The following is a 21,833-nucleotide window of genomic DNA, read 5'->3' as shown; positions in this document are numbered from 1 at the left end:
GGCCTCGGCGGTCACCCCGCGCGGGCGTCGAGCAGATCGTTCAGCGCGTCGTCCAGTACTCCGCGCAGCAGGCGCGCGTCGGGGGCGACGGCGGTGACCAGCACGGCAGGGCCGGCGAGCGGGGTGCGGACGGCGGTGTCCCCCAGCGTTCGCGCATCGGGGCACCGCTCCTCGAACACCGGGTCCACGACGAGGAGTTGACCGACTGCCCGGTGGCCGCCCAGGACCGCGGCGCCGTCCCAGCCGCCGGGTACGCCCGGCCCGTAGGCCATCTGCTGGTCGATCAGCGGCCTGCCCGCGCGGTGCACGGTGAGGCGGCTGACGAGGGTGCCGGTGGTTTCGGCGTGGCGACCGAGGATCTGTTCCTCCCGCAGCACCAGCCGCGCGGTGGCCGCGAGCCGGACGCGCGTGGTCATGTGCAGGACGCTGCCGTGGGCCGAGACGAGCTGCTCCGGCAGCCAGCGCAGCTCGGCCCGCTCCGCCACACTCAACTCGATCTCGTACGTGGCGGGTTCGCGCCCCGTGCCGGGCAGGGCCACGGTCGCTGCCGCGGAGTCGACGGTGAGCCGGGCGCCTTCTTCGACCCGCGTCCCGATGGTGAGCCGGTCCCCGCCGAGCGGTGCGCTCATGGCGCCGACGACGGTGACCCGGGCACCGGAACCGTACGTGTCACGGGTGCGGCGCGGGGCGAGCGGTCCGTCGCCCTCCAGCAGAGGCAGCGAGGTGACGCCCCGGCCGTCGAGCGCCGCCGTGATCCGGGCGGTGGCCTGGATGCTCATGCGGTCCAGGCGGCGAGCCGCTCGCGCACCCAGTCGGCGACGGGCCCGACACCCGCCCCGGCGGTGAGCGAGGTGAGGACCACGGGGAGCGTCCCGCGCTGCTGGGCGGCGTCGTGGGCCATCCGGTCGAGATCGGAGCCGACGTGCGGGGCGAGGTCGGTCTTGTTGATGACGAGCAGGTCGGAGGTGGTGACGCCGGGGCCGCCCTTGCGCGGGATGTCGTCGCCGCCCGCCACGTCGATGACGAAGATCTGCGCGTCGACGAGCCCCTTGGAGAAGGTCGCTGTGAGGTTGTCGCCACCGGATTCGACCAGGATCAGATCGAGTGGCCCGACGGTGTCCTCCAGGTCCTCGACGGCTTCGAGGTTGGCGGAGATGTCGTCGCGGATCGCGGTGTGCGGGCAGGCGCCGGTCTCCACAGCCTGGATGCGCTCGGGCGGCAGTACGGCGTGGCGCAGCAGGAAGGCGGCGTCCTCGCGGGTGTAGATGTCGTTGGTGACCACCGCGATGGACAGCTGGTCGCGCAGGGACCGGCAGAGGGCGGCGACCGTCGCGGTCTTGCCCGAGCCGACCGGTCCGCCGAGTCCGATGCGCAGGGCGCGCCGGGTGCCGTCCGGGCGGGCGGCGTCGGCGCTCACGGCGGCGGGGCCGTGCTGGGTGTGGTCGAGGTGCATGGGTGCGGCTCCTGGTTCCTGCGGGGTCATGAGGCGAACAGGCGGACCGGGCGGGCCGCATGCATCTCGGCGGTGATGTCGAGGAGCGGGGCCGAGGCAGCGGGCAGCGCGTCGATGGTTCTGTGCGCCGCGGCGGCCGCCTGTGCGGCGACCTCGTCGAGTTCGGGGGCGAGTCGGGCGAGTACGGCGGTGGCCTCGAAGGGGTCGAGGGAGAGCAGGCGGACGACGGCGGTGGCCGGCCCGCCGACGGTCTCGTAGGCCACGCAGTGCGCGGCGTCCTCGGGCCCGAGCCCCGCCGATCGTGCGGTGAGGCCGAGGACGACGGGCTGGTGGGCGCCGCGCGGCCGGGCCTCGGCGAGCGCGGCGAGTTCGGGGCCGGGCCAGGTGGCACGGGCGGCCCGCATCAGCTGCCGGCCGAGCCTGCGGGCCACGGCGCGCAGGGCGGGTGACGGGGTGCGGGCGTCGGCGGCCTCGTCGAGTGCGAGCGGGTCGTGGCCGTGGGCGGCCGCCGCGGCGAGCGCGGCGGCCGTGAGTCCGGTGGTGTGCAGGCGGCCCCGGCAGAACTCGGCGAGGTCCTCGGCGTCGCGGATCCGCCCCGACTTCACGGCCTGTTCGGCGCCACCGGAATGGGCGTGGCCGCCGGCGGGGAACCGGCCGTCGGCGAGGACGAGCAGCGCCGCGCGGCTCATCGAACGGCCCGCTTCGGGTGCCCTGTGTGTTGCATCAGAAAAGGAAGTAACGCTGGGTCATGGGAAGTTCGGCGGCGGGTGCCGGTTCGACCGGCTCGCCGTCGATCGTCACGGCAAAGCTGTCGGGATCGACCCGGACCCGGGGAGTCGCGTCGTTCTCCCGCATGTCCGCCTTGGTGACGCCGCGCGTACCGCTGATCGGCACGAAGCTCTTGCCGAGACCGAGGCGCTCCGGCAGGCCGTCCTGGATGGCCGCGTCGGCCACGAAGTTGAGGGAGCCGGCCGCCGGCGAGCGGCCCACCGCGCCGAACATCGGGCGGGGCAGCACCGGTTGCGGGGTCGGGATCGAGGCGTTGGCATCGCCCATCTGCGCGTACGCGATCTGGCCGCCCTTGATCACGGTCTGCGGTTTGACGCCGAAGAACGCCGGTTCCCACAGCACCAGGTCGGCGAGCTTGCCCGGCTCCACCGAGCCGATCTCCCGGTCGAGCCCCTGGGCGACCGCCGGGTTGATGGTGTACTTGGCGACATAGCGACGCACCCGCCGGTTGTCGGCCCGTCCGTCGCCGGGAAGTGCTCCGCGGCGCTTCTTCATCACATGGGCGGTCTGCCAGGTGCGCAGCACGACCTCGCCGATGCGGCCCATCGCCTGGGAGTCGGACGAGATGATCGAGATGGCCCCGAGGTCGTGCAGGATGTCCTCGGCCGCGATGGTGGTGGGCCGGATCCGGGATTCCGCGAAGGCCAGGTCCTCCGGCACGGCCGGGTTGAGGTGGTGGCAGACCATCAGCATGTCGAGGTGTTCCTCGATGGTGTTGACGGTGTGCGGCCGGGTCGGGTTGGTGGAGCTGGGCAGGACGTACGGCTCCGAGACGATGCCGATGATGTCCGGTGCGTGCCCGCCGCCGGCGCCTTCGGTGTGGTATGCGTGGATGGAGCGGCCGGCGATGGCGGCGAGGGTGTCGGCGACGAATCCGGCCTCGTTGAGGGTGTCGGTGTGGATGGCGAGCTGGGCGCCCGTCTCCTCGCAGACGCCCAGGCAGGCGTCGATGACGGCGGGGGTGGCGCCCCAGTCCTCATGAATCTTGAATCCGAGTGCGCCGGCCCGCAGTTGGGAGTGCATCGCCTCGCGCGACATGGTGTTGCCCTTGCCGAGCAGGCCGATGTTGACGGGGTACGCGTCCAGTGCCCCGAACATCCGGGCGAGGTGCCATGGACCCGGGGTGATGGTGGTCGCCTTGGTGCCTTCGGCCGGTCCGGTGCCGCCGCCGACCAGGGTGGTGATCCCGCAGGAGAGTGCCTGGTCGATCAGGGTCGGCGAGATGAAGTGGACATGGGCGTCGATGGCCCCGGCGGTGAGGAACTTCCCGTTGCCCGCGATGATCTCGGTCTCGGGGCCGATGACCAGGTCGGGGTGGACGCCGTCCATGGTGTCGGGGTTGCCGGCCTTGCCGATCCCGGTGATCCGGCCGTCGCGGATGCCGATGTCCGCCTTGACGACGCCCCAGTGGTCGATGATCACGGCGCCGGTGATGACGGTGTCCGGGGCGCCCTCGGCCCACGTGGTGCGGGCCTGGCCCATCGATTCGCGCAGCACCTTGCCGCCGCCGAACACGGCCTCGTCACCGGCGAGTCCGGGGCCGCCCGAGCGGTCCTCCTCGATCTCGACGAGCAGATCGGTGTCGGCGAGCCGGATGCGGTCGCCGGTCGTGGGGCCGAACAGGTCGGCATACACGGCGCGGTCGAGTTCAGCCATCGAGGGCACCTCCGGTCTCGCCGCGCAGGCCGGGGACGACGCGCCGTCCGGCGAGCGGGACGAGTTCGACGTCGACCGGGATGCCGGGTTCGAAGCGCACGGCGGTCCCGGCGGCGATGTTCAGCCGCAGTCCACGGGCGGCCGGACGGTCGAAGTCCAGGCCGGGGTTGGCCTCGGCGAAGTGGTAGTGCGAGCCGACCTGGACGGGCCGGTCGGCAGCGTTGAGCACGGTGAGGCGGGTGACGGGGCGCCCCTCGTTGAACGGCACGGGCCCGTCCGCGTACAGGATCTCTCCGGGAATCATCGGTGGCACCTCCGGTCAGACGATCGGATCGTGGACGGTGACGAGCTTGGTGCCGTCCGGGAAGGTGGCCTCGACCTGGACGTCGTGGATCATCTCGGACACCCCGTCCATGACGTCGTCGCGGCCCAGTACCGTACGGCCCGACGCCATCAGCTCGGAGACCGTACGGCCGTCGCGGGCGCCCTCCAGCAGGTGGACGGTGATCAGCGCGATCGCCTCGGGATGGTTGAGCCGCAGTCCGCGCGCCCGGCGCTGCCGCGCCACGTCGGCGGCGACATGGACGAGCAGGCGTTCCTGTTCGTGCGGGGTCAGTCGCATGGCTCCACCTCACGGTCCGGTGCCCAGTACCGTCCCTGGGCGCGGCGAGACATCGGCCGCCTCCGGCACGACCGCTGGACGGCGAACCGCCGACTCGCACGAGACGGTGCACGTTAGGACCGGAGCTTTTCCGGCGCGTTAAATCCGCCGCGACATTTCCGGCACATCGATTCCGGCACGTAAATTCCCGTGCGTCAGCCGGTCTTCGGCGGCCCCATGGGCATCGGGCCGCGCAGGCCGTTCGCCGGCGCGGACCGTGGGGGCGGGGCTCAGCTGCCCGGCTCGCCGTGCTGCCGGTGCTCCGCCGCGATACCGAACCGCCGCCGTTCGCCGGGAGCGGACACCGCGGAGTCGAGCGAGGAGACCGAACTGATCACCTGCTCCTCGACGGCCGCCCCGCCCTTCTCCAGTCGCTCCAGGTCAGCGGCCGAGACAAGCGCCACCAGCGGCTTGCCGTGGCGCGTCACGACCACGCGCTCACCGCCGTAGACGACGCGGTTGATCAGTTCGGCGAGCTCAGCCCGGGCTTGCGTCACCGGAATCTCGTAGGCCATGCTCCCTAGCTTATGTAATGTCCACCTGGTGCGCCGTGGTCCGTGGCGACAGCGATTGTCCAGGTCAGAGGCTCTCACGTGCTCCCGTGCGCTCTCGTTTGTGCGAGATGTGTGAGACGAGGCGAGACGAAGAGTTTCTGGTCGTACTCAAATCCTGGCGGGTCTCAGCGGGGATCGACGCCTCACATGACGCGATCCGGCTGGTGCAGCCAGACATCCTGGCAGTGAGGTCTCCTGGCCAGCCCGGAGGCGCCGGCGGGCGGTTCACCGAGACCAACATACCGCGCGCACAGCCTCGGCCTGGTCCCAAAAGTGACCTCCCCGCGCCCGGCGGGACGAGATCTCCATCCGCGAGATCGTCGGAACGACGGTACCGATCCAGGCACGCACCCAGGCGCCGCACCGCAGTGATCAGCCCCGTTGCCTTTTTCGTGGCCCCGCAATGGGGCGCCTGGCCCCCGAGTCCGGTATGGGTGTGTGCCCCCTGTCGAAGTGATGACCTGGGGGGGTGTTGCCGCCGGGCTTCGGGGCACCGCTTGACCGCTGACAAGGGGCCTGACGACCGTCTGGTCCGGTGCAACGCCGGGCCGTTTCAGGGCGGGGATGTCTGCGTAACGTGGTTGCCGGCGTGTGGTGCCGCAGGGACGGCCGGGAACTGAGGAGACGAGAGACGAGGGGCACGCGCGCATGGTCGACAGGACCGCGATAGATCCCTTCCTCGGCCTGGACCTGAGTTCCACCACGCCCACGGCCGGACCGCGGACGGCAGAACCGTGCACGACAAGCGGCTGCCCAACACCGAGCCGAAACTGCTGGAACTTTTCACCAATCTTGTGGCGAAGTTCGGCACCGTTTTGATGATCGTGGACCAGGTCGCCAACATCGGCGCGCTGCCGTTGACGGTGGCCCGCGCCGCGGGCTGCCGGGTCGCCTACCCGCCCGGGTTGTCGATGCGCAGGGCTGCCGACCTGCACCCGGGCAAGGCCAAGACCGATGCTCGCGACGCGTTCGTGATCGCGGAGACCGCCCGGTCCATGCCGCACACCCTGCGTGCGGTGGACCGTGACGACGAGGTGCTGGGCGAGCTGACCATGCTCACCGGCTACGACAACGACCTGGCCGGTGAGGTCAGCCGCACCACCAACCGGCTGCGCGGCCTGCTCTCTCGATCCATCCCCCCTCGAGCGTGTGCTCGGCCCTCGCCTGGCCTACCCCTACGTTCAGGCCCTCCTGGCCCGGCACGGCTCTCTGGCAAAGCTGAAAAACTCGGCCGGGTCCGCTGCGAGGCCCTGCTGAAGGCGAACAGCTCGCGCATGGCCCACCACCTCACCACCGAGATCTACGGCGCGCTCGCCGAGCAGACCCTCGTCGTTCCCGGCACCGAGGCGTCCGCGCTGATCGTGCCGGGCCTGGCCGCCCAGCTCGCCGCTGCCCACACCCAGCGCCGTCAGACCGAGCAGGAGATCGCCGCCCTGCTGGAGGCCCTCCCTCTTTTCCACCTCCTGACGTCCCTGCCCGGCATGGGCGTCAGGACTACGGCCGCGGTGATCGCCGCGATCGGTGACGGCACCGGCTTCCCCACCGCCGGACACCTCGCCTCTTATGCCGGACTCGCCCCGGCCACAAAGTCCTCGGGCACCTCGATTCACGGCGAGCACGCTCCACCGCGGCAACCGGCTCCTCAAACGTGCCCTGTTCCAGGCCGCGTTCGCCGCGATCGGCTGCAAAGCCGACCCGTCCTCCCGGATCTACTACGACCGTCAGCGCGCCCGGGGCAAGACCCACACCCAGACCGTGCTCCGTCTCGCCCGCCAACGCGTCAACGTCATACACGCGGTGATCCGCAACGGCACCCTCTACGAACCCCGCACCCCCGATCTCGCTGCCTGACAGGCGCTTCGCCCTGCTCTTCCCGCCCCCGTCGCGTCTGCCCGCAGGCACCGCCACCTCTGCCATGTCGGCCGTCGGGCTGCCCGCACAGCATATGAGCCGCCGGGCTTTGCTCCGCTTCAGGAGGACGGCGGCCTTGTGTCAGTCAGCCCTGGTAGCGTCCGCGACGTGATCGAAGCGAACGATATTCTCGCCCAACTGGACAAATGCGCTGCCGAGTTCAATCTCCCTCATCCCGATAACGGTTACTTCTACGCAGTGGATGTGCGGATGCACCTCTACCGTGACCCGTGGCGCTGGGCCCTGATCATCGAGACCGTCGGATACAACCCGCGCATGGGCAACCTCGTCAACGTGGTGGGCACCTACGGGAATTGCCTGATCACTGGTGAACCGGGCTGGGAGAACGAGGGCATCCACTCCCGTGTCGAGAACATGGAGGAGATCGACGATCAGGAGACCTACGCAGGTGGTGCTCCCATGGTTGTCAGGGGGCGAACGCCGGCCGTGGAGGCGGAGCCCGGCGAGCCGCTCGAAGTCGTGTTCCGCAGGCTGGTGCCGGAGTACCGGGATCTGATCCTTGCCGACGAAGCCGAAGTGCAGTCAAGGATTCCCGGGGACCTACCGAAGGTTCTGCAACTGGAGGAATGGCACCAGCCGGAGGATATCGATACACCTCCCAGCACGAGTGAGACCTACCAGCAGATCGCGGAAGTTCTAGCGTCTGGTGACGTCGGACGCTACCGACCGAGCCTTTCACCCAATACTCACTGGTCCAACTGGCCGGACTCCGGAACTCTGTGACCGGTCGCCGTGGGTTCGGCGGAATTGCGCCCGCAACGCGGCACGGCGGGCGTCGAGCGAGTGTGATCGCGTCCGACGGGAGCGAGGTGTACGCCCTTACTGCCGCAGAGCCGGAGGGAGTGGACGGGCGGAAATCGAACAGGCTGGCTACCCGCACAGCACCGGCCCGCCGGGAACACCGCCGCCAGGATTGACGAAACAGATAGGCCCTCGGAAAGAACCGCCTGACGGCCGGTCGCAGCCGGACGGTTTCGAAGTCGTCGATGGGCAGCGCGAGTTGCTCCAGAAGCAGACCGTTGATGACGGTCAGCAGATCCGCAGCTTCGGCCTCGGGGTCTACGGATCCGGCACCGCGCAGTTCCTCGGTGAAGGCCGCCCGCTGGGTGGCTCCCCATTCGTCGAGGCTGGCCGGTAGCTGGCCGCGGCGAGCGACTTCCAGGAAGAACTCCTACCAGGCGATGCCGGAATCCCGGTCTCGGGCCAGGGATCCGGTCACGTACTGCACGATGCGGGTGATCCACTGCGGGATATCGACGTCCGGCAACTGGTCGAAGAGTGCGCGCACTTCCTCGATCTGCCGGGTGGCCAATCGCCGCAGAGCTTCGTCGAGCATCTGGTCGAGAGTGCCGAAGCCGCACGCGCACAGTTCGACACCACGCAATGAGGCCGCCGACCCCGTCCAGAACAGGGCCGGCGGCCGTCAGGGAACGCTGCTCAGGTGTTGAGGTCCAGGACCCGCACCGGCTCGCCCTCCCACCGCTTCGGCGCCGTGGTCGCGATGATCGCCCCGTCCGGGCGGTCGGGGGTGGGCTGTGCAGCGAACTGGCTGTGGGCCGCCGCCCACGTCTCCTGCCGGGCGAGAGCCAGCGCGGCGGACAGGTCCAGGTCCAGGACGGTGATGCCCGGCAGCGCAGCCAGGTGCTCGGCCGTACCGAGCCGCGCCCGGTCGGCCTCGACGAGCGCGCACGCCGGGGCGTACAGGAACCACCCGGGTTCGGCATGCGCCCGGTGGATCAGACGGGAAGCGAGGACGTTGCCCTGGCCTGCCGCGGCCGTCGCCGTGTCGTCCAGGACGATGTGCACGGCGTCGCTCACCGGGCCGTCACCCGGGCCAGGCGCCGGTCCAGCTCACTGTCCAGGTCCTTCTCCTCGGAACCGGTGGGCGCGTAGCCATTCCACGCCTTCAGTGCGGCCCTGGCCTTCTCAGCCCGCTCAGCCCGCTCGGCCGGAGTGAGCATGGTCTCGGCCAGCCGCGCCAGATACGCACGCAGCGACAACCCCTCAGCAGCCGCGATCGCGGCGAGCCGGTCCCTGGCCGCCTCGGGGATACGGACATTGGCATCAGGCATCGTCGTACTCCTTCCCATCCTTAAGGATACGGGTACGTACCCGTATCCTCAGCTGACTGCGCGCACCGACCGGCACGGTGCAGGCCCGATGGCACGGCACCCTCACTGCATCCGGAGGTGAGAGTTTGCTGCTCTGGCGACAGCGGCGCGCCGCAACCGGAAGCCTCTCCCCCCACAACTAACGCCCTGAGCTGAAACCACAGCAGTTCCTCCTTCGCTCAAGGCCCGCGGGGCCCACGAAGGGGGTGACAGCCGCTGTACCGGGGCCGGGGGAAGTACTGCCTGGCGTCAAGCGACGCGAGGCCTCGGACGGTACGGACCGGGACGGCAGCAGTGAACGCGCAGGCCATCGAGTATGTGCGGCAAGCGGGTCGCGGTGGGGGTGGCTGTCATCAGGCGCCGGACAGGGAGAAGAGGGCGCCATCGGGGTCGCGGATGGTGAACGCGCCGTCCGGGGCGCGGGCGGGTGAAGGAACCGGTAAGGATTCACCTCCGGCCATGACGGCGGCTGCTGCGGCCTGCTCGCTGTCCCTCACCCGGAAGTGGACGTTCCACCGGGGCCGGACCCGTGGGTCCGGGCCGGCCTCGTCGCCTCCGCCGCGCAGGGTGGCGACGGTGCGTCCTGCGGCCTGGACGATGATGTGGTCCTGGGCGTACTCGACCGTGCAGCCGCCGGGCGGCCGGGCCCAGTCGAAGACCTCTGCGTAGAAGATCGCGGCGTCGAACGCGTCACGGGTCCACAGGTCCAGCCGCACCGGGTCTTTGCCGTGCCCCACCGACCAGGTCAGGGCCGGGCCTTCCCAGAATCCGAACACGGCACCGTCCCGGTCGGCGGCGATCCCGGCACGGCCCTCACCCAGGACCAGAGGACCAACAGCGAGCGTGGCGCCGCGCTCACTGATCCGGGAAGCCGTCTCGTCCGCGTCCCTGACGGCGAAGTACGGAGTCCAGACGGCCGGATGGCCAGCGCCCGGGCAGCATCCGATCCCGGCGATCCGTTCACCATGTGCCAGAGCCACCGAGAAGCTGCTGCCGAGCGTGCTGGGCCTGAACGTCCAGCCCATGACGTCGGAGTAGAAGGACTGCGCCGCGCGCAGGTCCCGTGCCATCAGGCTCACCCAGCACGGTGCGCCGGCCACCGGAACGGTTCCTTCAAGGGCTGCCATTCGGTGCTCCTGCGGGTGCGTGATGGACGGAAGGCCATGCCGGGTTCAACGGGTCGTGGTGCGGAGCAGGTCGCGTACCCGGTCCACCAGCCCGGCACCCGGAACGAGCAGTCTGCCGGCGGGCGGGGTGCTCGAGAGTGAGGAGTGGGGACGGGTGGGAGCGGTCTCCCTGGCCCGACGCACCAGTCGGCCGAGTTCGTCCAGCGTCTTGGGCGGGAGGGTGGCTGCGAGTTTCGGGAACAGTTCGTGTTCTTCCTCGCGCACGTGGGAGGCGACCTCGAACTTCAGCTTTGCGATCGTGTCGTTGAACTGAGGGTCGTCGACGCTCAGGTCTTCGAGGTCCTTCAGCATGCGCTCGGTTCCGGCGTGATCGGCGAGTTCCTTGTCCGCCAGTGCCGCACCGTGCGGTACGTGCTCGCGGACCACGGGGTAGAGGTGCAGTTCCTCGGTGATGGTGTGCCGTACCAGTTCTACGGTCAGCCGGTCCGCGAGCTCCCGCCGCCTGGGGTGGTCGACGGGCTGCAACTCGATCTGCGAGAAGAGATCCTCCAGCTCACGGTGATCGGCCGCAAGCTCCACGATCACATCGCCACCGGGTTCCATCGCGGCACAGCACCTTTCCTCGGCGTGAACACCCCTCGGGGAGGTGGCAGCACTCAGACAACACACTCTGGGACGCACAATCCCGCGCCCGCGCGCGGGAACCACGCCGTACTCACCTCCCCAGCCCACGTCTCCGTGATGCGATCACTACCGTCCCGCACCAAGATCGGACTACAGACGGTGGCGCGGCCGCGTCCCGCCTCCGGTCTTAACCGCGGGGACAGCCTCCTTTCCCGAGCATCAGCGCCGGCACCAGGAACGAGCGGACGGCGAGGGTATCGAGCAGGACTCCAAAGGCGACAATGAAGGTGATCTGAACCAGGCAGCCCCGGGGTGATCACCCCTCCTGTCAGGCCCCGTCGAGCACGACCTCACGCGTACCCGGCCGCGTAACAAGCACCAGCGAAGGGGCGAGGATGGAGGTACGGGGCGCACGCGTTGCCCACGTGCTCCTCCAGGATGAGGAGGTCGGATCGTGTTCTTCCTGGATCGTCGTGATGCCGGCCGACAACTGGCCGCCCGGCTGGCGTACCTCAAGGGGACTGAGGTGGTGGTGCTCGGCCTGCCCCGTGGAGGGGTTCCGGTCGCCGCGGAGGTCGCCGAGGCGCTGGGCACTCCGCTGGATGTCTGCCTGGTGCGAAAGCTGGGCGTGCCCTTCAAGCCGGAGCTGGGAATGGGAGCGATCGGCGAGGGCGGGATACGCGTGATCAACGATGATGTGGTCCGCACGGCGCGCATCACCCCGGATGAGCTGGCTGAGGTTGAGGCCCGTGAGCGGGAGGTGCTGGAGAGCCGTGCCCGGCGGTACCGGGGCGGGCGGGAACCGATCGGGCTGGAAGGCCGTACGGTGCTGATGATCGATGACGGGGTGGCCACGGGGTCCACGGCGCGCGCGGCCTGCCGGGTCGCCCGCGCCCGCGGGGCTGCACGGATCGTGCTCGCCGTCCCCGTGGCACCTCACGACTGGACCGCACGGCTCGGCGAGGAGGCCGACGAGCTGATATGCCTGCAGACCGCGCGGGACTTCTTCGCGGTCGGACAGTTCTACACGATCGACTTCTCCCAGACCGACGACGATGAGGTTGTCGCCTGTCTGGAAGCGGCGGCCGCCCGCCTGGTGAGCACTCGCCGGACTGGGTCGCGTCACGCCGTGCTCGAGGATCTGGAGGTGGACGTGCGGGCTGGTGCGGTGGTGCTGCGCGGGCAGTTGACGGTGCCCAAGGATGCGAGCGGGTTCGTGGTGTTCGCGCATGGCAGTGGCAGCAGTCGGCACAGCCCTCGCAATCGGTTCGTGGCAGCCGGACTGAATCGGGCCGGGCTGGCCACCCTGCTGTTCGACCTGCTCACCGAGGAGGAAGAGATCGACCGGGCCAACGTGTTCGACACCGGACTGCTGGCCCGGCGGCTAGCGGACACCACCGGCTGGTTGACAGGACAGCCGGAGACCGAAGGGCTCGCTGTCGGGTATTTCGGCGCCAGCACCGGCGCGGCAGCCGCGTTGTGGGCAGCCGCCGAGCCACGTGCGCGGATCGCCGCGGTCGTCTCGCGGGGTGGCAGGCCCGACCTGGCGGGGCCACGACTGCCGTCGGTGACGGCGCCAACGCTACTGATCGTCGGGGGCCACGACCAGCTGGTGCTCGACCTCAATCGCGAGGCTCAAACGCGGTTGCGCTGCGAGAACCGCCTCGTGATCGTCCCCGGCGCCACCCACCTCTTCGAGGAACCCGGTGCCCTGGAGATCGTCACCGATCTGGCCCGTGACTGGTTCGCCGACCATATGGCCCCGATTTCTCATACGGCGGGCTGAGACTGAACGCGTGCTCAGGTCACAGGCGGTGCTCAGCCGGGACGAGGGGCATGTGCGGCCCGGGTGCGGTCAGTCGGTGCAGCGGTGGCAGACGGGGGCTGGGAGGCCGTGCCCGGGAGCCCGTCCCGATAGCCGTCCAGGATTCCGCAGGCAGCGGCTGGCCGCAGGTGGCAGCGCCGCCGGCCCGAGCGCTGGGCGATGGTTGCGGCCGCAGGCGCAAACCATGTGGGCGACGACCTCCGGCGAAGCTACGTCGCGCCGGGACAGCGTGCCCGTGCGAGTCCCTCAGCGAATAGTGCGAGGGCCAGACGGTCACTCGACGCCGTTGCCATGGTGGTCGGCTGCCGCCCCGATCCGGCCAAAGGGGGGATTTAGCAGCCCACGTCCGCCTGGTCCTGGGCTGGCTGTGGCTCGGAGTGCCTAGGCTGTCACCGCTGCGGAAGGGCGGTGCCATGGATGCTGACTCCCGGACCAGAGCCGCGATCGAGCAGCACTGGCGGGCTTCGGAACGCGGGAACACGGAAGCCGAGCACGCCATCTATGCCACGGACGCGATCTTGGACTACCCGCAGTCAGGCGAACGGTTCCGAGGCCGCGCGGCAATTTCGGCGCAACGCGGCAGACACCCGGCCGACAGGCACTTCATCGCCCAGCGGATCACCGGCCGCGCGGATCTATGGGTGAGCGAATGCATCATCACCTACGACGGTGTGCCTTCGTACTCGGTGAGCATTATGGAATTCACTGACCAGCACGTGGTGCATGAGACGCAGTACTTCGCCAACCCCTTCGGTGCGCCGACCTGGCGGGCCGCGCTCGCGGAGCCGATGCCGGACCGCATCGCCGAAGCCTGATTCTTGACCTCGCTCGGGCCAGCAGGCTGACCAGCCTGTCACTTCGCGAGAAGCTCTGCGAACTCCTAACAAGGTGTGAGGTTCCTCAGTCGGCGCCGGCAGATGATGCTGCAGGCCAGGCTGAGGAAGGCTTCATGGATGTCGTCGCGGATCTCCCACCGGATGCGCAAGCGGCGGAACCAGTGCAGCAGGGCGAAGCTCTGCTCGACCACCCAGCGGTGTACGCCGAGTCCTGAGCCATGCTCGGTGCCGCGGCGGGCGATGACCGGGGTGATGCCCAAGGACCGGACCTGCTTGCGGTACTTGTCGTGGTCGTAGCCGCGGTCGGCATAGAGCTTGTCCGGCCGTCGACGGGCCCGTCCGCGTCGGCCACGTACCGGCGGGACGGCCTGGATGAGCGGCATGAGCTGAGTGACGTCGTTGCGGTTTCCGCCGGTGAGCGAGACCGCCAGGGGGATGCCGTGCCCTTCGGTGATCAGGTGGTGTCTCAAGCCCGGCCGGGCACGGTCGACCGGACTCGGGCCGGTTTTGGGCCGCCCGTCATGGCCCGCACGTGGGAGCCGTCGATCACCGCCCTGGACCGGTCCAGCGCGCCGGCAGCATGCAACTCGGCCAGTAGCTGTTCATGCAGGCGCTGCCATACACCCGCGTCGTTCCAGTCCCTCAGACGCCGCCGCCAGCACGTCATGCCCGAGCCGACTTCCTCGACCCTTACTGACGAGCGAACGCGAAACGGCTGCTCACTCCCCCACTGAGGATTCGGGCGCCTGACGGAAGCTCCACGGCCGACCGTTGTACAAGGCGGTGCAACATATTTCGGTGACGATCGAGGGCAGAGGCAGGGACACTTCCACTTCCACTTCCACGGGTAGGGACCGGCCGTGGCGGGTCCAGCGGAACGTTGAAACGCATCCCCTCAGCGGAGGCAACATACCCGCCGCCCAGTCGGGGGCGAGGTCGACATCATCCCGCCTCGCCAGCTTCCGCCATCTCCCGCGAGGTGTACGCCCGCGACACCGGCATCCCCCTGGAAGAGCGTGACGAACGAGCAGCCCACGCTTTCGCCCACACGGTCGCGGGCCTCACCTCCGGACCAGGAACCCACGGAGTGCGGCCGATCCGGTGAGAGCTCACCGCCCACCAGTACGACCAGATAATCAAGTACGCCACCGCAGTCCGGACCAGGACCGCCTCCACCGGGACGGCGGTGGAGCTACGCACGTCGGCCCGGCCAGCATGACCGCCTCCGTGTGCTTCCCGAGGTCCGTCCTTTCGGACAGTGCCAGGGCGTCGTCACCGATGATCACTTCGCGGCGCAAATGACCTCGACGAAGTGGCCCACCTGCTCCTCCGGGAGGCGACGTGCCAGGTCCGCCTCGCTGATCATGCCGACCAGGCGATGGTTCTCGATGACCGGCAGCCGCCGGATCCTGTGCTCCTCCATGGCCCGCAGAACGTCATCCGTGTTGGCCCCGGCGTCAATGGTGATCGGTTTGCCCTGCTCAAGCATGCCCGCGGTCATGCTCTTCGGGTCCTTGCCCTTGGCGAGACACTTCACCACGATGTCGCGGTCGGTGATGATGCCGTGGAGCCTGTCGTCCGGCCCGCAGACCGGGAGCGCTCCGACATCCAGCTCACTCATCCGGCGCGCCGCGACCTCCAGCGTCTCGTTCTCCTGGATGCAGGTTGCATCGGCGTGCATGATCTCCCGTGCGATGGTCATGGCCATCTCCTTCGGCCCGAGAATCTACGCGGGCAGAGCCCACGGACCCGGGCACGCCCCGCATAACTCCCCCTGGAACCAGTGTGAGTTCTTTACATCCCGCGCGCATGCCAGCCAACAGGTGGTGAGCCACCATGCGAGCAGTTGCGGGGTGAAGGCTCGCGGCCAGTCACCGGTGAGCCTTACGGTTCAGGCGGACGCTGCTGGCGGGCCCGCCTCCGGCTCACAGTGACCAGTGCTGGTGGGCCGTCCAGGAGACGGCGTTGGCATACCCGCCGACCACGAAGAACACTGGGCATGACCTGCAGCAACAGGGTCAGCCAGCGGCCCAGCCGACGTACTGAGGAGCGTCGAGACCAGACAGATGCCCACTCCGGTACGTGACGCTGACCAGTAGCCAGTGGCCAATCACCACCCCGCCGATCGCACACACACGCAGAAGGTCCACGCAACGGTTCTGTTCCACCCGGTTCCTCCCACGAGATCGCCATGCCAGTCGTCGGTGTACGGCTGACTGGTCTCCGTGTGAGTGCGGTGCCAGCGAGTGATCAGCCGTCCACGGTTCCGCGGCTGCGGGACAGCCCATCGTCGGCGCCTACGCCGAACGGCGCGATGCCCGTAAGCCATGCTGAATCGGACGCCAGGGGCCTCCCCCGAGTCATGTTCTTCGTGTTGCCGCGCCACTCCGCCTCCCACACCTGCCCGGACAGATGCCGGGTGCGAGGAATGCCCTACTTCCAAACCCTCCTCCGCCTCGCGCGCCGCCGCATCAGCACGCTGTTCGCGGTGTTCCGCAGTCGCACCTGCCACAGGCTCCGAACTCTGTACTCCGCTCACCAAAGCGCTGCCGAGACCGACGTGTTCGCCCTCCAGCACGGAGTCCAAGACCTTCACGGCCGGTTCCTGCGACAGCCTGCGACCTTTCGCCATGATGCCCTCGGCGCGAGCCCGGCCGGCCGCACCGTCAAGCGAGAAGTCCCAGGGACCACCAGGTCGTCCCCGAGCGCCAACACCAGTACGTCGACCACTGGGCGAACGAAGGCTCCGGGGCCGGATCAGCCGGCCGTGAACGCACCGGCCGAGGGAAAGACGAACAGGCTCAGCGCCGCAAACGCCGCCCGAGACCACCAGCGAGGCTGCCGCGAGCACCTGCTCCACGCCCCGACGCGGCAGTCGCCGGAAGCCCAGGCAGCCGAGAATGCCGCCCCGCCCGGCAGCACGCCGACCATGGCGTTGGCGGCTGCCCGCGGGCCGTCACCCGTCTCATACGCCACTGCACAACGCACGCAGGAGCCATCGTTGAAACAGCGGCGATGCACACGATGGAACCTCAAGCCCCATGGCGACCCCGAACTCGGGCGAACGCACCCGAAAGATCAAGTGGTTCGCCTCCACCAACTCGCGCCGCCGGAAGGCGCCGGCCAGGACTACGGCCACCAAGACAAGCCCACCACCGAGTCATCCCACCCAGTCGGGCCTCGCGAAGGTGCCCGGTGCTGCCCTGTCGTTCCCGGACCCGGACTGCGGCTGCGGCCGGGCATCGGCGGGGCGTTGCCGCAGTGCGGGGCGACCGCAATGCGCAGGATGCACCCGACAGCCCACCTGCCCACGATTCCGGCTCTGGCTGATCTCATTTGAGGGGAGCACTCCGAGACACCGGAGAGGGGCAGAAGCTCCGTCATCCGACGGTATAGGGACGCATCATTTCATTGTCCTCGTGTTCGAGCATGTGGCAGTGCCAGGCGTATCGGCCTGCCCGGTCGAATGTCGCCTTCAGCCTCGTCACGGCACTCGGATAGGCGACTGCTGTGTCCTTGAACCCCTTCTCCCACGGCTCGGCGGGCCGCGTAGCGCGGCCCGCCTGTTGCCGGTCGAGGACTTGGAACTGGACTTCGTGGACATGAATCGGGTGTGCGTCCTTCGTGAAGTTGTGAATCTCCCAGATCTCGGTCGCGCCCAGGGCCGGATTCTCCGTAACGGGGTCGTCCCAGCGCATCGGCACGGGGGCCCCGTTCCGGTCCAGGGTGCCGAGCAGCATTTGCCGGGGGCCGACGTTCGGCAGCGACGCGGACTTCTGCTCGCTGAGGGAAAGCCGTCGGATGCGGCTTGCCTTGCCCAACGGTTCGAACGACGGAAGCGACAGCTGGGAAGGTGGCACGGTCGTGTCCGGTGAGGTGAGTGCTTCGATGACGAGCTTCATGATTTGTCCGGTGGTGGCAGGGTCTGCCGGGGAGTAGTCCGTACCTGCCGTCCCGCCCTGGAATGCTTTGTCGGGGCCCTCGTTGATGAGATACAGCTCGGTCCCGACCGGAACGGATGCGAAGTCGACGATCACGTCGGCGCGCTCGGCGGGAGCGATGAGCACCTGGTCGCGCTGTACGGGTGCGGGGAGGAAGCCTCCCTCGCTTCCGATCTGGCAGAAGGGCAGGGCGGGGGGCGCGGGACGCTTGGCGAGTGGGTGGGTGACGATCTTGAGGATCAGGTACCGCGAGTTGCATCCATTGAGAAGCCTGAAACGGTAGCGGCGCGGTTCGGCTCGAAGGACCGGCCAAGTACTCCCGTTGGTCACCATCGTGTTGCCGAAGAACTCGGGGTTCCAGATCGGAGGGATGTCACTGTCCGGGATGTAGGGGCCCCTGAATCCGTCGAAGGCACTGCGTCCGGCCGGGTAGAACAAGCTGCCGTCGACGTGGAACGAGCGGTCCTGGATGGCGAGAGGGATCTCGTAGTACTTCCGGCCGGGCGGATCACCGGGCCGGGGCGCGGGCCCGGGCAAAACACCGGCGGGAAGGTCCGCAGGTCCGCCTCGCAGAAGGTAGAACCCTGCCAGTCCGGCGTAGACATTCAGCCGTGTGACGCCCAGGGTGTGATCGTGGAACCAGAAGGTCGAGGCCCTCTCCGCGTTGGCGTACTGGAACACGGCGTCCCCCCGGCCCCAGGCGTCGCCGAACCGGTCTTCGAACTTCTCCTTGAACTCCTCGTAGAACGATCCGACTTCGGCGTATCCCGCAGGAAGGTCAAGCGCGCCGGGAAGGTACCAGGCTTCGGTGTAGCCATCGCTCTCCTCCGAGTTCCGCCCGCCATGCAGGTGCGTCACGATCGGCACCGGGCCCGCGTACGGTCCGGGTGTCGAGCGGAATCCGGGGCGTGAGTCCCGGGCCGATGTTCCACCCGGAGGGTTCGCCCAGTGCAGTGTGGGGTCGACCGGCAGCAGGTGCGGCAAGTAACGGCCCTTGCGATCAAGCAGCTGGTTCTTCCACCTCACCCGCACAGGCGTTCCGGCACGGGCCTCGACGGTGAACGCGGGGTAGTGGAAGCTGCTCGGATGCTGAGTCGATCCGTACCCCCACACGGTCGTCGCCGGTAGGCCGGAGGGCAGCACCTGCTGCTGGAACTGTCGCACACCGATCACGTACTGGTCGATGTGATCGGCGACGCCGCCCCCGGCCCGCGGCATGACGGGCGGGACGACGAGCGGCGTGACGTACTTGTCCACCTGTCCCGGATCCAGAACGCCCTTGCCGCTGGGCTCGAGGAGGCGTGGAGTCGCGGAGGCCGCCGGAAGGAGCGCAAACATTCCGCCGACCGCCGCCTGCACGACACGCCGTCTCGTGACCACGTAGGTCCTCCATCAATTGCGGGCACCATCAGGTGTCACAGCTTGCAGATCCGTGCGCTGCCGGTGGTGCTCCACGGACGTATCTGACGATCAGCGCGTGAACACGTGCGGGGTACCGGGCCCCGGACCTGCGTGTACCAGGCCCCGGGATACATGCCTTGGTGAGCCTTTTTGATTTCTTCTGTGCGCATTTAAGCGGCTCTGGATGCCGGAATCGCGTCACGAGCTAGGCAGCGCACCTCCTATCACCCCGTTGCTTCGGAATCGCTGACGGGCAATTACTGCGGTTGAACTCGTGAAGTCGTCTCCGGTCAGGTCGTCTGCCTCGTCCGGGCCGGGCAGCGCTCGTCCGTCGAGACAGTGGAGGTGGGGATCAGACGCCTGCCGTGCCGCAGCGATCCGGGCCGGCTCGGCACGGAGCACGCGATCTCCACGTTGTTCGCCGCCGCCCACGTAGCGGCCCGCCGGCACCGCTTCGTCGTCAGGTGCGGGAAGTAGTTGTCACAGACGATCGCAAGGCGTACGTCCATCGGGTTCAGCGAGCGCAGGCAGCGACAGGACTCCAGGAACTTCGACCTGTTCTTGGTCTTCTTGACGTGCCCGTAGAGCTGGTCCTTGGCGAGGTCATAGGCGGCGGGCGTACGCGCTGAGGCAGGGTGCACGCCGGAGTTCCCCGGAACCGGGGCGTCGCCTCCTGCTCACCGCGGGGGACGGCGCCCCCACTGTCCTGCACAGGAGACAACCGCACATTAGGTCGTATACAGAGCTAAAATGGGCAGATGGCGGCGGGTGATCTACCTGATGAGCTCGCCGGACTTCTGCCCCGTGTCCAGAGGCTCGCCCGGCGAAGGCTGTGGAGCGGCCAGTCGGCGCCCCGACTGCGCGGGGCGCACGCCGAACTCCTGCGGTTGGTGGCCGCCGAACCCGGCATCCGCGTCTCCACAGCCGCGCACACCCTCTGTCTCGCGCCCAACTCGGTCAGCACCCTGGTGAACCACCTCGTCACCGAAGGACTGCTGCGACGGGAGAAGGACCCCGGAGACAGGAGGGCCGCGCTGCTGTATCCGACCCCAGCGGGGGTCGGGAAGCTGAGCGACTGGCACGCCCGTCGCGAGGTGCTGTTCCGGGAACACCTGGCCGGACTCGACGCGGCCGACCGGGCGGCACTCACCGCCGCACTCCCGGCCCTGCACAGACTCGCCGCCTCACTGCGAAGCCAAGGGGATGAGACCGCGTGACCACGGAAACCGCCCCCGCCCTGAACTGCACCGGACTGAGCTACAGCTTCGGTGACACGAAGGCCGTCGACGGCCTGGACCTGCTGGTCGACGAGGGGGAGGTGTTCGGCCTCCTGGGGCCCAACGGCGCGGGCAAGACCACCACGATGCGCGCGATCACCACGCTCCTGCCCGTGCCGCCCGGCGTCATCGAGGTTTTCGGCCATGACGCGGCCCGGCACAAGATGGCGGTGCGGCGCCTGCTCGGCTACGTACCGCAGCAACTGTCGGCCGACGCGAGCCTCACCGGCCAGGAGAACGTCCAGCTCTTCGCCCGCGTGTTCGACGTACCCCGCCGCGAGCGCGCCGCGCGGGTCTCCCAGGCGCTGGACGCGGTCGGACTCGGCGATGTCGCGCACCGGCTCACCGCCACATACTCCGGCGGCATGGTCCGCCGCCTCGAACTCGCGCAGGCACTGGTCAGCGCACCCCGGCTGATGATCCTGGACGAACCGACCATCGGCCTGGACCCGATCGCGCGCGACAGCGTCTGGGACCGCATCACCGAGATACGGGTCGGCACCGGCATGACCGTGCTGGTCACCACCCACTCCATGGACGAGGCCGACCAGCGCTGCGACCGGCTCGCGCTGATGCACCTCGGCCGACTCCGCGCGCTCGGCACCCCCGCCCAGCTCAAGAGCGAACTCGTCGCCCACCAAAGGGAACCGGGCGAGACGGGCCTTCCGCCACCGTCTCTGGAGGACGTCTTCCGATACCACTCCGGAAGCGGACTCAACGACCCCGGTTCTACCGCGGAGAACGAGGAGAGAGGAGCGTTCCGAGATGTCCGCCGTACCCGTCGCACCGCATCCCGCCTCGGCTGAGTCCGGCCCGCCGGATCAGCGCTTCGCGCTGCTGCTGACCCCGCCACCGCCCCGCACCGGCTGGCGCGTCGTACCCGCGCGTGTCACCGCGATGTGCGTGGTCGAAATGCAGAAGCTGCGCCACGACCGCACCGAGATCTACACCCGCGCCGTGCAGCCCGCGCTCTGGCTGCTGATCTTCGGCGTGACGTTCTCACGTATTCACGCCATCCCCACCGGCGGCGTTCCCTATCTCGACTTCCTCGCGCCCGGCATCATCGCCCAGTCCGCAATGTTCATCGCAATCTTCTACGGCATCATGATCATCTGGGAGCGGGACTCCGGCGTCCTCACCAAACTCATGGTCACACCGACGCCCCGGACCGCCCTGGTGACCGGCAAGGCCTTTGCCGCCGGGGTGAAAGCAGTGATCCAGGCCGGGGTCGTGATCGTGATCGCCACGCTGATCGGTGTCGGCATGACATGGAACCCGTTGCGGTTGCTCGGCGTCGTCGTGGTCGTCGTGCTCGCCTCGGCGTTCTTCTCCTGCCTGTCGATGTCGATCGCCGGGATCGTCCTCACCCGCGACCGGCTGATGGGCATCGGCCAGGCCATCACGATGCCGCTCTTCTTCGCCTCCAACGCGCTCTACCCGGTCGCCCTCATGCCTGGCTGGCTCCAGGCCGTCAGCAGGGTGAACCCGCTGAGCTACGAGGTCGACGCCCTGCGCGGGCTGCTCATCGGCACCCAGGCCCACCTCGGCCTCGACCTCGCGGTCCTCGCTTTCGCGGCACTGGTCGGCATCGTCGCCGCCGGTTCGCTGCTGGGCCGCCTGGCCCGCTGAGCACTACAGGGGTGTCC

Annotated in this window: 21 protein-coding genes and 4 pseudogenes; 7 read left to right on the top strand and 18 right to left on the bottom strand. The window is 69.0% G+C overall.

The window, feature by feature from the left end; genetic code table 11:
• Positions 1-11: 11 nt before the first annotated feature.
• From OG842_RS34460 to OG842_RS34430, 7 genes are all read right to left on the bottom strand, one after another.
• On the bottom strand, positions 12-779 hold the full coding sequence (locus tag OG842_RS34460; RefSeq protein WP_266735277.1) for an urease accessory protein UreD: 768 nt from the start codon (positions 777-779) through the stop codon (positions 12-14).
• Positions 776-1,453, bottom strand: a complete 678-nt coding sequence (ureG, locus tag OG842_RS34455) for an urease accessory protein UreG (protein ID WP_266735279.1) — start codon at positions 1,451-1,453, stop codon at positions 776-778. The genes OG842_RS34460 and ureG overlap by 4 nt, the downstream gene beginning before the upstream one ends.
• 26 nt (positions 1,454-1,479) lie before the next feature.
• On the bottom strand, positions 1,480-2,142 hold the full coding sequence (locus OG842_RS34450) for an urease accessory protein UreF (protein WP_266735281.1): 663 nt from the start codon (positions 2,140-2,142) through the stop codon (positions 1,480-1,482).
• Positions 2,143-2,176: 34 nt separating this feature from the next.
• On the bottom strand, positions 2,177-3,898 hold the full coding sequence (locus tag OG842_RS34445) for an urease subunit alpha (protein WP_266735283.1): 1,722 nt from the start codon (positions 3,896-3,898) through the stop codon (positions 2,177-2,179).
• Positions 3,891-4,202, bottom strand: coding sequence for an urease subunit beta (locus OG842_RS34440; RefSeq protein ID WP_266735285.1), 312 nt, complete (start codon positions 4,200-4,202; stop codon positions 3,891-3,893). Before OG842_RS34440 ends, OG842_RS34445 begins: the two co-directional genes overlap by 8 nt.
• 15 nt (positions 4,203-4,217) lie before the next feature.
• On the bottom strand, positions 4,218-4,520 hold the full coding sequence (locus tag OG842_RS34435) for an urease subunit gamma (protein ID WP_266735286.1): 303 nt from the start codon (positions 4,518-4,520) through the stop codon (positions 4,218-4,220).
• Positions 4,521-4,789: 269 nt separating this feature from the next.
• Positions 4,790-5,074 carry a type II toxin-antitoxin system Phd/YefM family antitoxin gene (locus tag OG842_RS34430; RefSeq protein ID WP_266735288.1) on the bottom strand — a complete coding sequence of 95 codons (285 nt, stop codon included), beginning with the start codon at positions 5,072-5,074 and terminating at the stop codon, positions 4,790-4,792.
• Positions 5,075-5,847: 773 nt separating this feature from the next.
• Between OG842_RS34430 and OG842_RS34425 the strand changes: the two genes are divergently transcribed.
• Together OG842_RS34425 and OG842_RS34420 are read left to right on the top strand one after the other, a co-directional pair.
• The gene (locus OG842_RS34425) at positions 5,848-7,062 is read left to right on the top strand and encodes an IS110 family transposase (RefSeq protein ID WP_266735290.1); all 1,215 of its coding nucleotides are present in this window, start codon (positions 5,848-5,850) and stop codon (positions 7,060-7,062) included.
• A gap of 70 nt (positions 7,063-7,132) precedes the next feature.
• Complete coding sequence (locus tag OG842_RS34420; protein ID WP_266735292.1) at positions 7,133-7,768, top strand: DUF7003 family protein; 636 nt, start codon at positions 7,133-7,135, stop codon at positions 7,766-7,768.
• Positions 7,769-8,039: 271 nt separating this feature from the next.
• Here OG842_RS34420 and OG842_RS45295 read toward each other — a convergent pair.
• The 7 genes and pseudogenes from OG842_RS45295 to OG842_RS34385 form a co-directional block, all read right to left on the bottom strand.
• Positions 8,040-8,207 (bottom strand): annotated as a pseudogene (locus OG842_RS45295) (hypothetical protein); the annotation flags it as partial.
• Between the two features lie 9 nt (positions 8,208-8,216).
• Positions 8,217-8,381, bottom strand: coding sequence for a hypothetical protein (locus OG842_RS34410; RefSeq protein WP_266735294.1), 165 nt, complete (start codon positions 8,379-8,381; stop codon positions 8,217-8,219).
• A gap of 101 nt (positions 8,382-8,482) precedes the next feature.
• The gene (locus OG842_RS34405; protein WP_266735296.1) at positions 8,483-8,863 is read right to left on the bottom strand and encodes a hypothetical protein; all 381 of its coding nucleotides are present in this window, start codon (positions 8,861-8,863) and stop codon (positions 8,483-8,485) included.
• Positions 8,860-9,117 (bottom strand): hypothetical protein, encoded by a 258-nt coding sequence (locus OG842_RS34400; RefSeq protein ID WP_266735298.1) that lies wholly within the window; start codon positions 9,115-9,117, stop codon positions 8,860-8,862. The genes OG842_RS34405 and OG842_RS34400 overlap by 4 nt, the downstream gene beginning before the upstream one ends.
• Positions 9,118-9,509: 392 nt before the next feature.
• The gene (locus tag OG842_RS34395) at positions 9,510-10,283 is read right to left on the bottom strand and encodes a VOC family protein (RefSeq protein ID WP_266735299.1); all 774 of its coding nucleotides are present in this window, start codon (positions 10,281-10,283) and stop codon (positions 9,510-9,512) included.
• 45 nt (positions 10,284-10,328) lie between these two features.
• Positions 10,329-10,886: a hemerythrin domain-containing protein gene (locus OG842_RS34390; RefSeq protein ID WP_266735301.1), complete on the bottom strand. Its 558-nt coding sequence runs from the start codon at positions 10,884-10,886 to the stop codon at positions 10,329-10,331.
• Between the two features lie 208 nt (positions 10,887-11,094).
• A pseudogene (locus OG842_RS34385) lies at positions 11,095-11,220 on the bottom strand (MMPL family transporter); the annotation flags it as partial.
• Between the two features lie 141 nt (positions 11,221-11,361).
• Between OG842_RS34385 and OG842_RS34380 the strand changes: the two are divergent.
• Both OG842_RS34380 and OG842_RS34375 read left to right on the top strand, forming a co-directional pair.
• Entirely contained in the window at positions 11,362-12,693 is a 1,332-nt protein-coding gene (locus OG842_RS34380; protein ID WP_266735303.1) for a phosphoribosyltransferase family protein, read from the top strand.
• Positions 12,694-13,145: 452 nt separating this feature from the next.
• A complete protein-coding gene (locus tag OG842_RS34375) occupies positions 13,146-13,547 on the top strand; it encodes a nuclear transport factor 2 family protein (protein WP_266735304.1) in 402 nt (133 codons plus the stop codon).
• 65 nt (positions 13,548-13,612) lie between these two features.
• Here OG842_RS34375 and OG842_RS34370 read toward each other — a convergent pair.
• The 4 genes and pseudogenes from OG842_RS34370 to OG842_RS34355 form a co-directional block, all read right to left on the bottom strand.
• Positions 13,613-14,244: pseudogene (locus tag OG842_RS34370) on the bottom strand (IS5 family transposase); the annotation flags it as partial.
• A gap of 606 nt (positions 14,245-14,850) precedes the next feature.
• Complete coding sequence (locus tag OG842_RS34365) at positions 14,851-15,270, bottom strand: CBS domain-containing protein (RefSeq protein ID WP_266735306.1); 420 nt, start codon at positions 15,268-15,270, stop codon at positions 14,851-14,853.
• 1,678 nt (positions 15,271-16,948) lie between these two features.
• Positions 16,949-18,889 (bottom strand): multicopper oxidase family protein, encoded by a 1,941-nt coding sequence (locus OG842_RS34360; RefSeq protein ID WP_266735307.1) that lies wholly within the window; start codon positions 18,887-18,889, stop codon positions 16,949-16,951.
• A 422-nt stretch (positions 18,890-19,311) separates the two neighbouring features.
• A pseudogene (locus OG842_RS34355) lies at positions 19,312-19,524 on the bottom strand (transposase); the annotation flags it as partial.
• Positions 19,525-19,668: 144 nt separating this feature from the next.
• Between OG842_RS34355 and OG842_RS34350 the strand changes: the two are divergent.
• From OG842_RS34350 to OG842_RS34340, 3 genes are read left to right on the top strand one after another with little or no spacing between them, the layout of a single operon-like run.
• Entirely contained in the window at positions 19,669-20,127 is a 459-nt protein-coding gene (locus OG842_RS34350; protein WP_266735311.1) for a MarR family winged helix-turn-helix transcriptional regulator, read from the top strand.
• Positions 20,124-20,993, top strand: a complete 870-nt coding sequence (locus tag OG842_RS34345; protein ID WP_266735313.1) for an ABC transporter ATP-binding protein — start codon at positions 20,124-20,126, stop codon at positions 20,991-20,993. Before OG842_RS34350 ends, OG842_RS34345 begins: the two co-directional genes overlap by 4 nt.
• Entirely contained in the window at positions 20,953-21,816 is an 864-nt protein-coding gene (locus OG842_RS34340; protein WP_266735315.1) for an ABC transporter permease, read from the top strand. Before OG842_RS34345 ends, OG842_RS34340 begins: the two co-directional genes overlap by 41 nt.
• Positions 21,817-21,833: the final 17 nt, after the last annotated feature.

It is taken from the genome of Streptomyces sp. NBC_00376, from assembly GCF_036077095.1.
Taxonomy (GTDB): domain Bacteria; phylum Actinomycetota; class Actinomycetes; order Streptomycetales; family Streptomycetaceae; genus Streptomyces.
The sequence above is the reverse complement of the archived record's forward strand: the minus strand, read 5'-3'. Positions and strand labels throughout refer to the sequence as shown.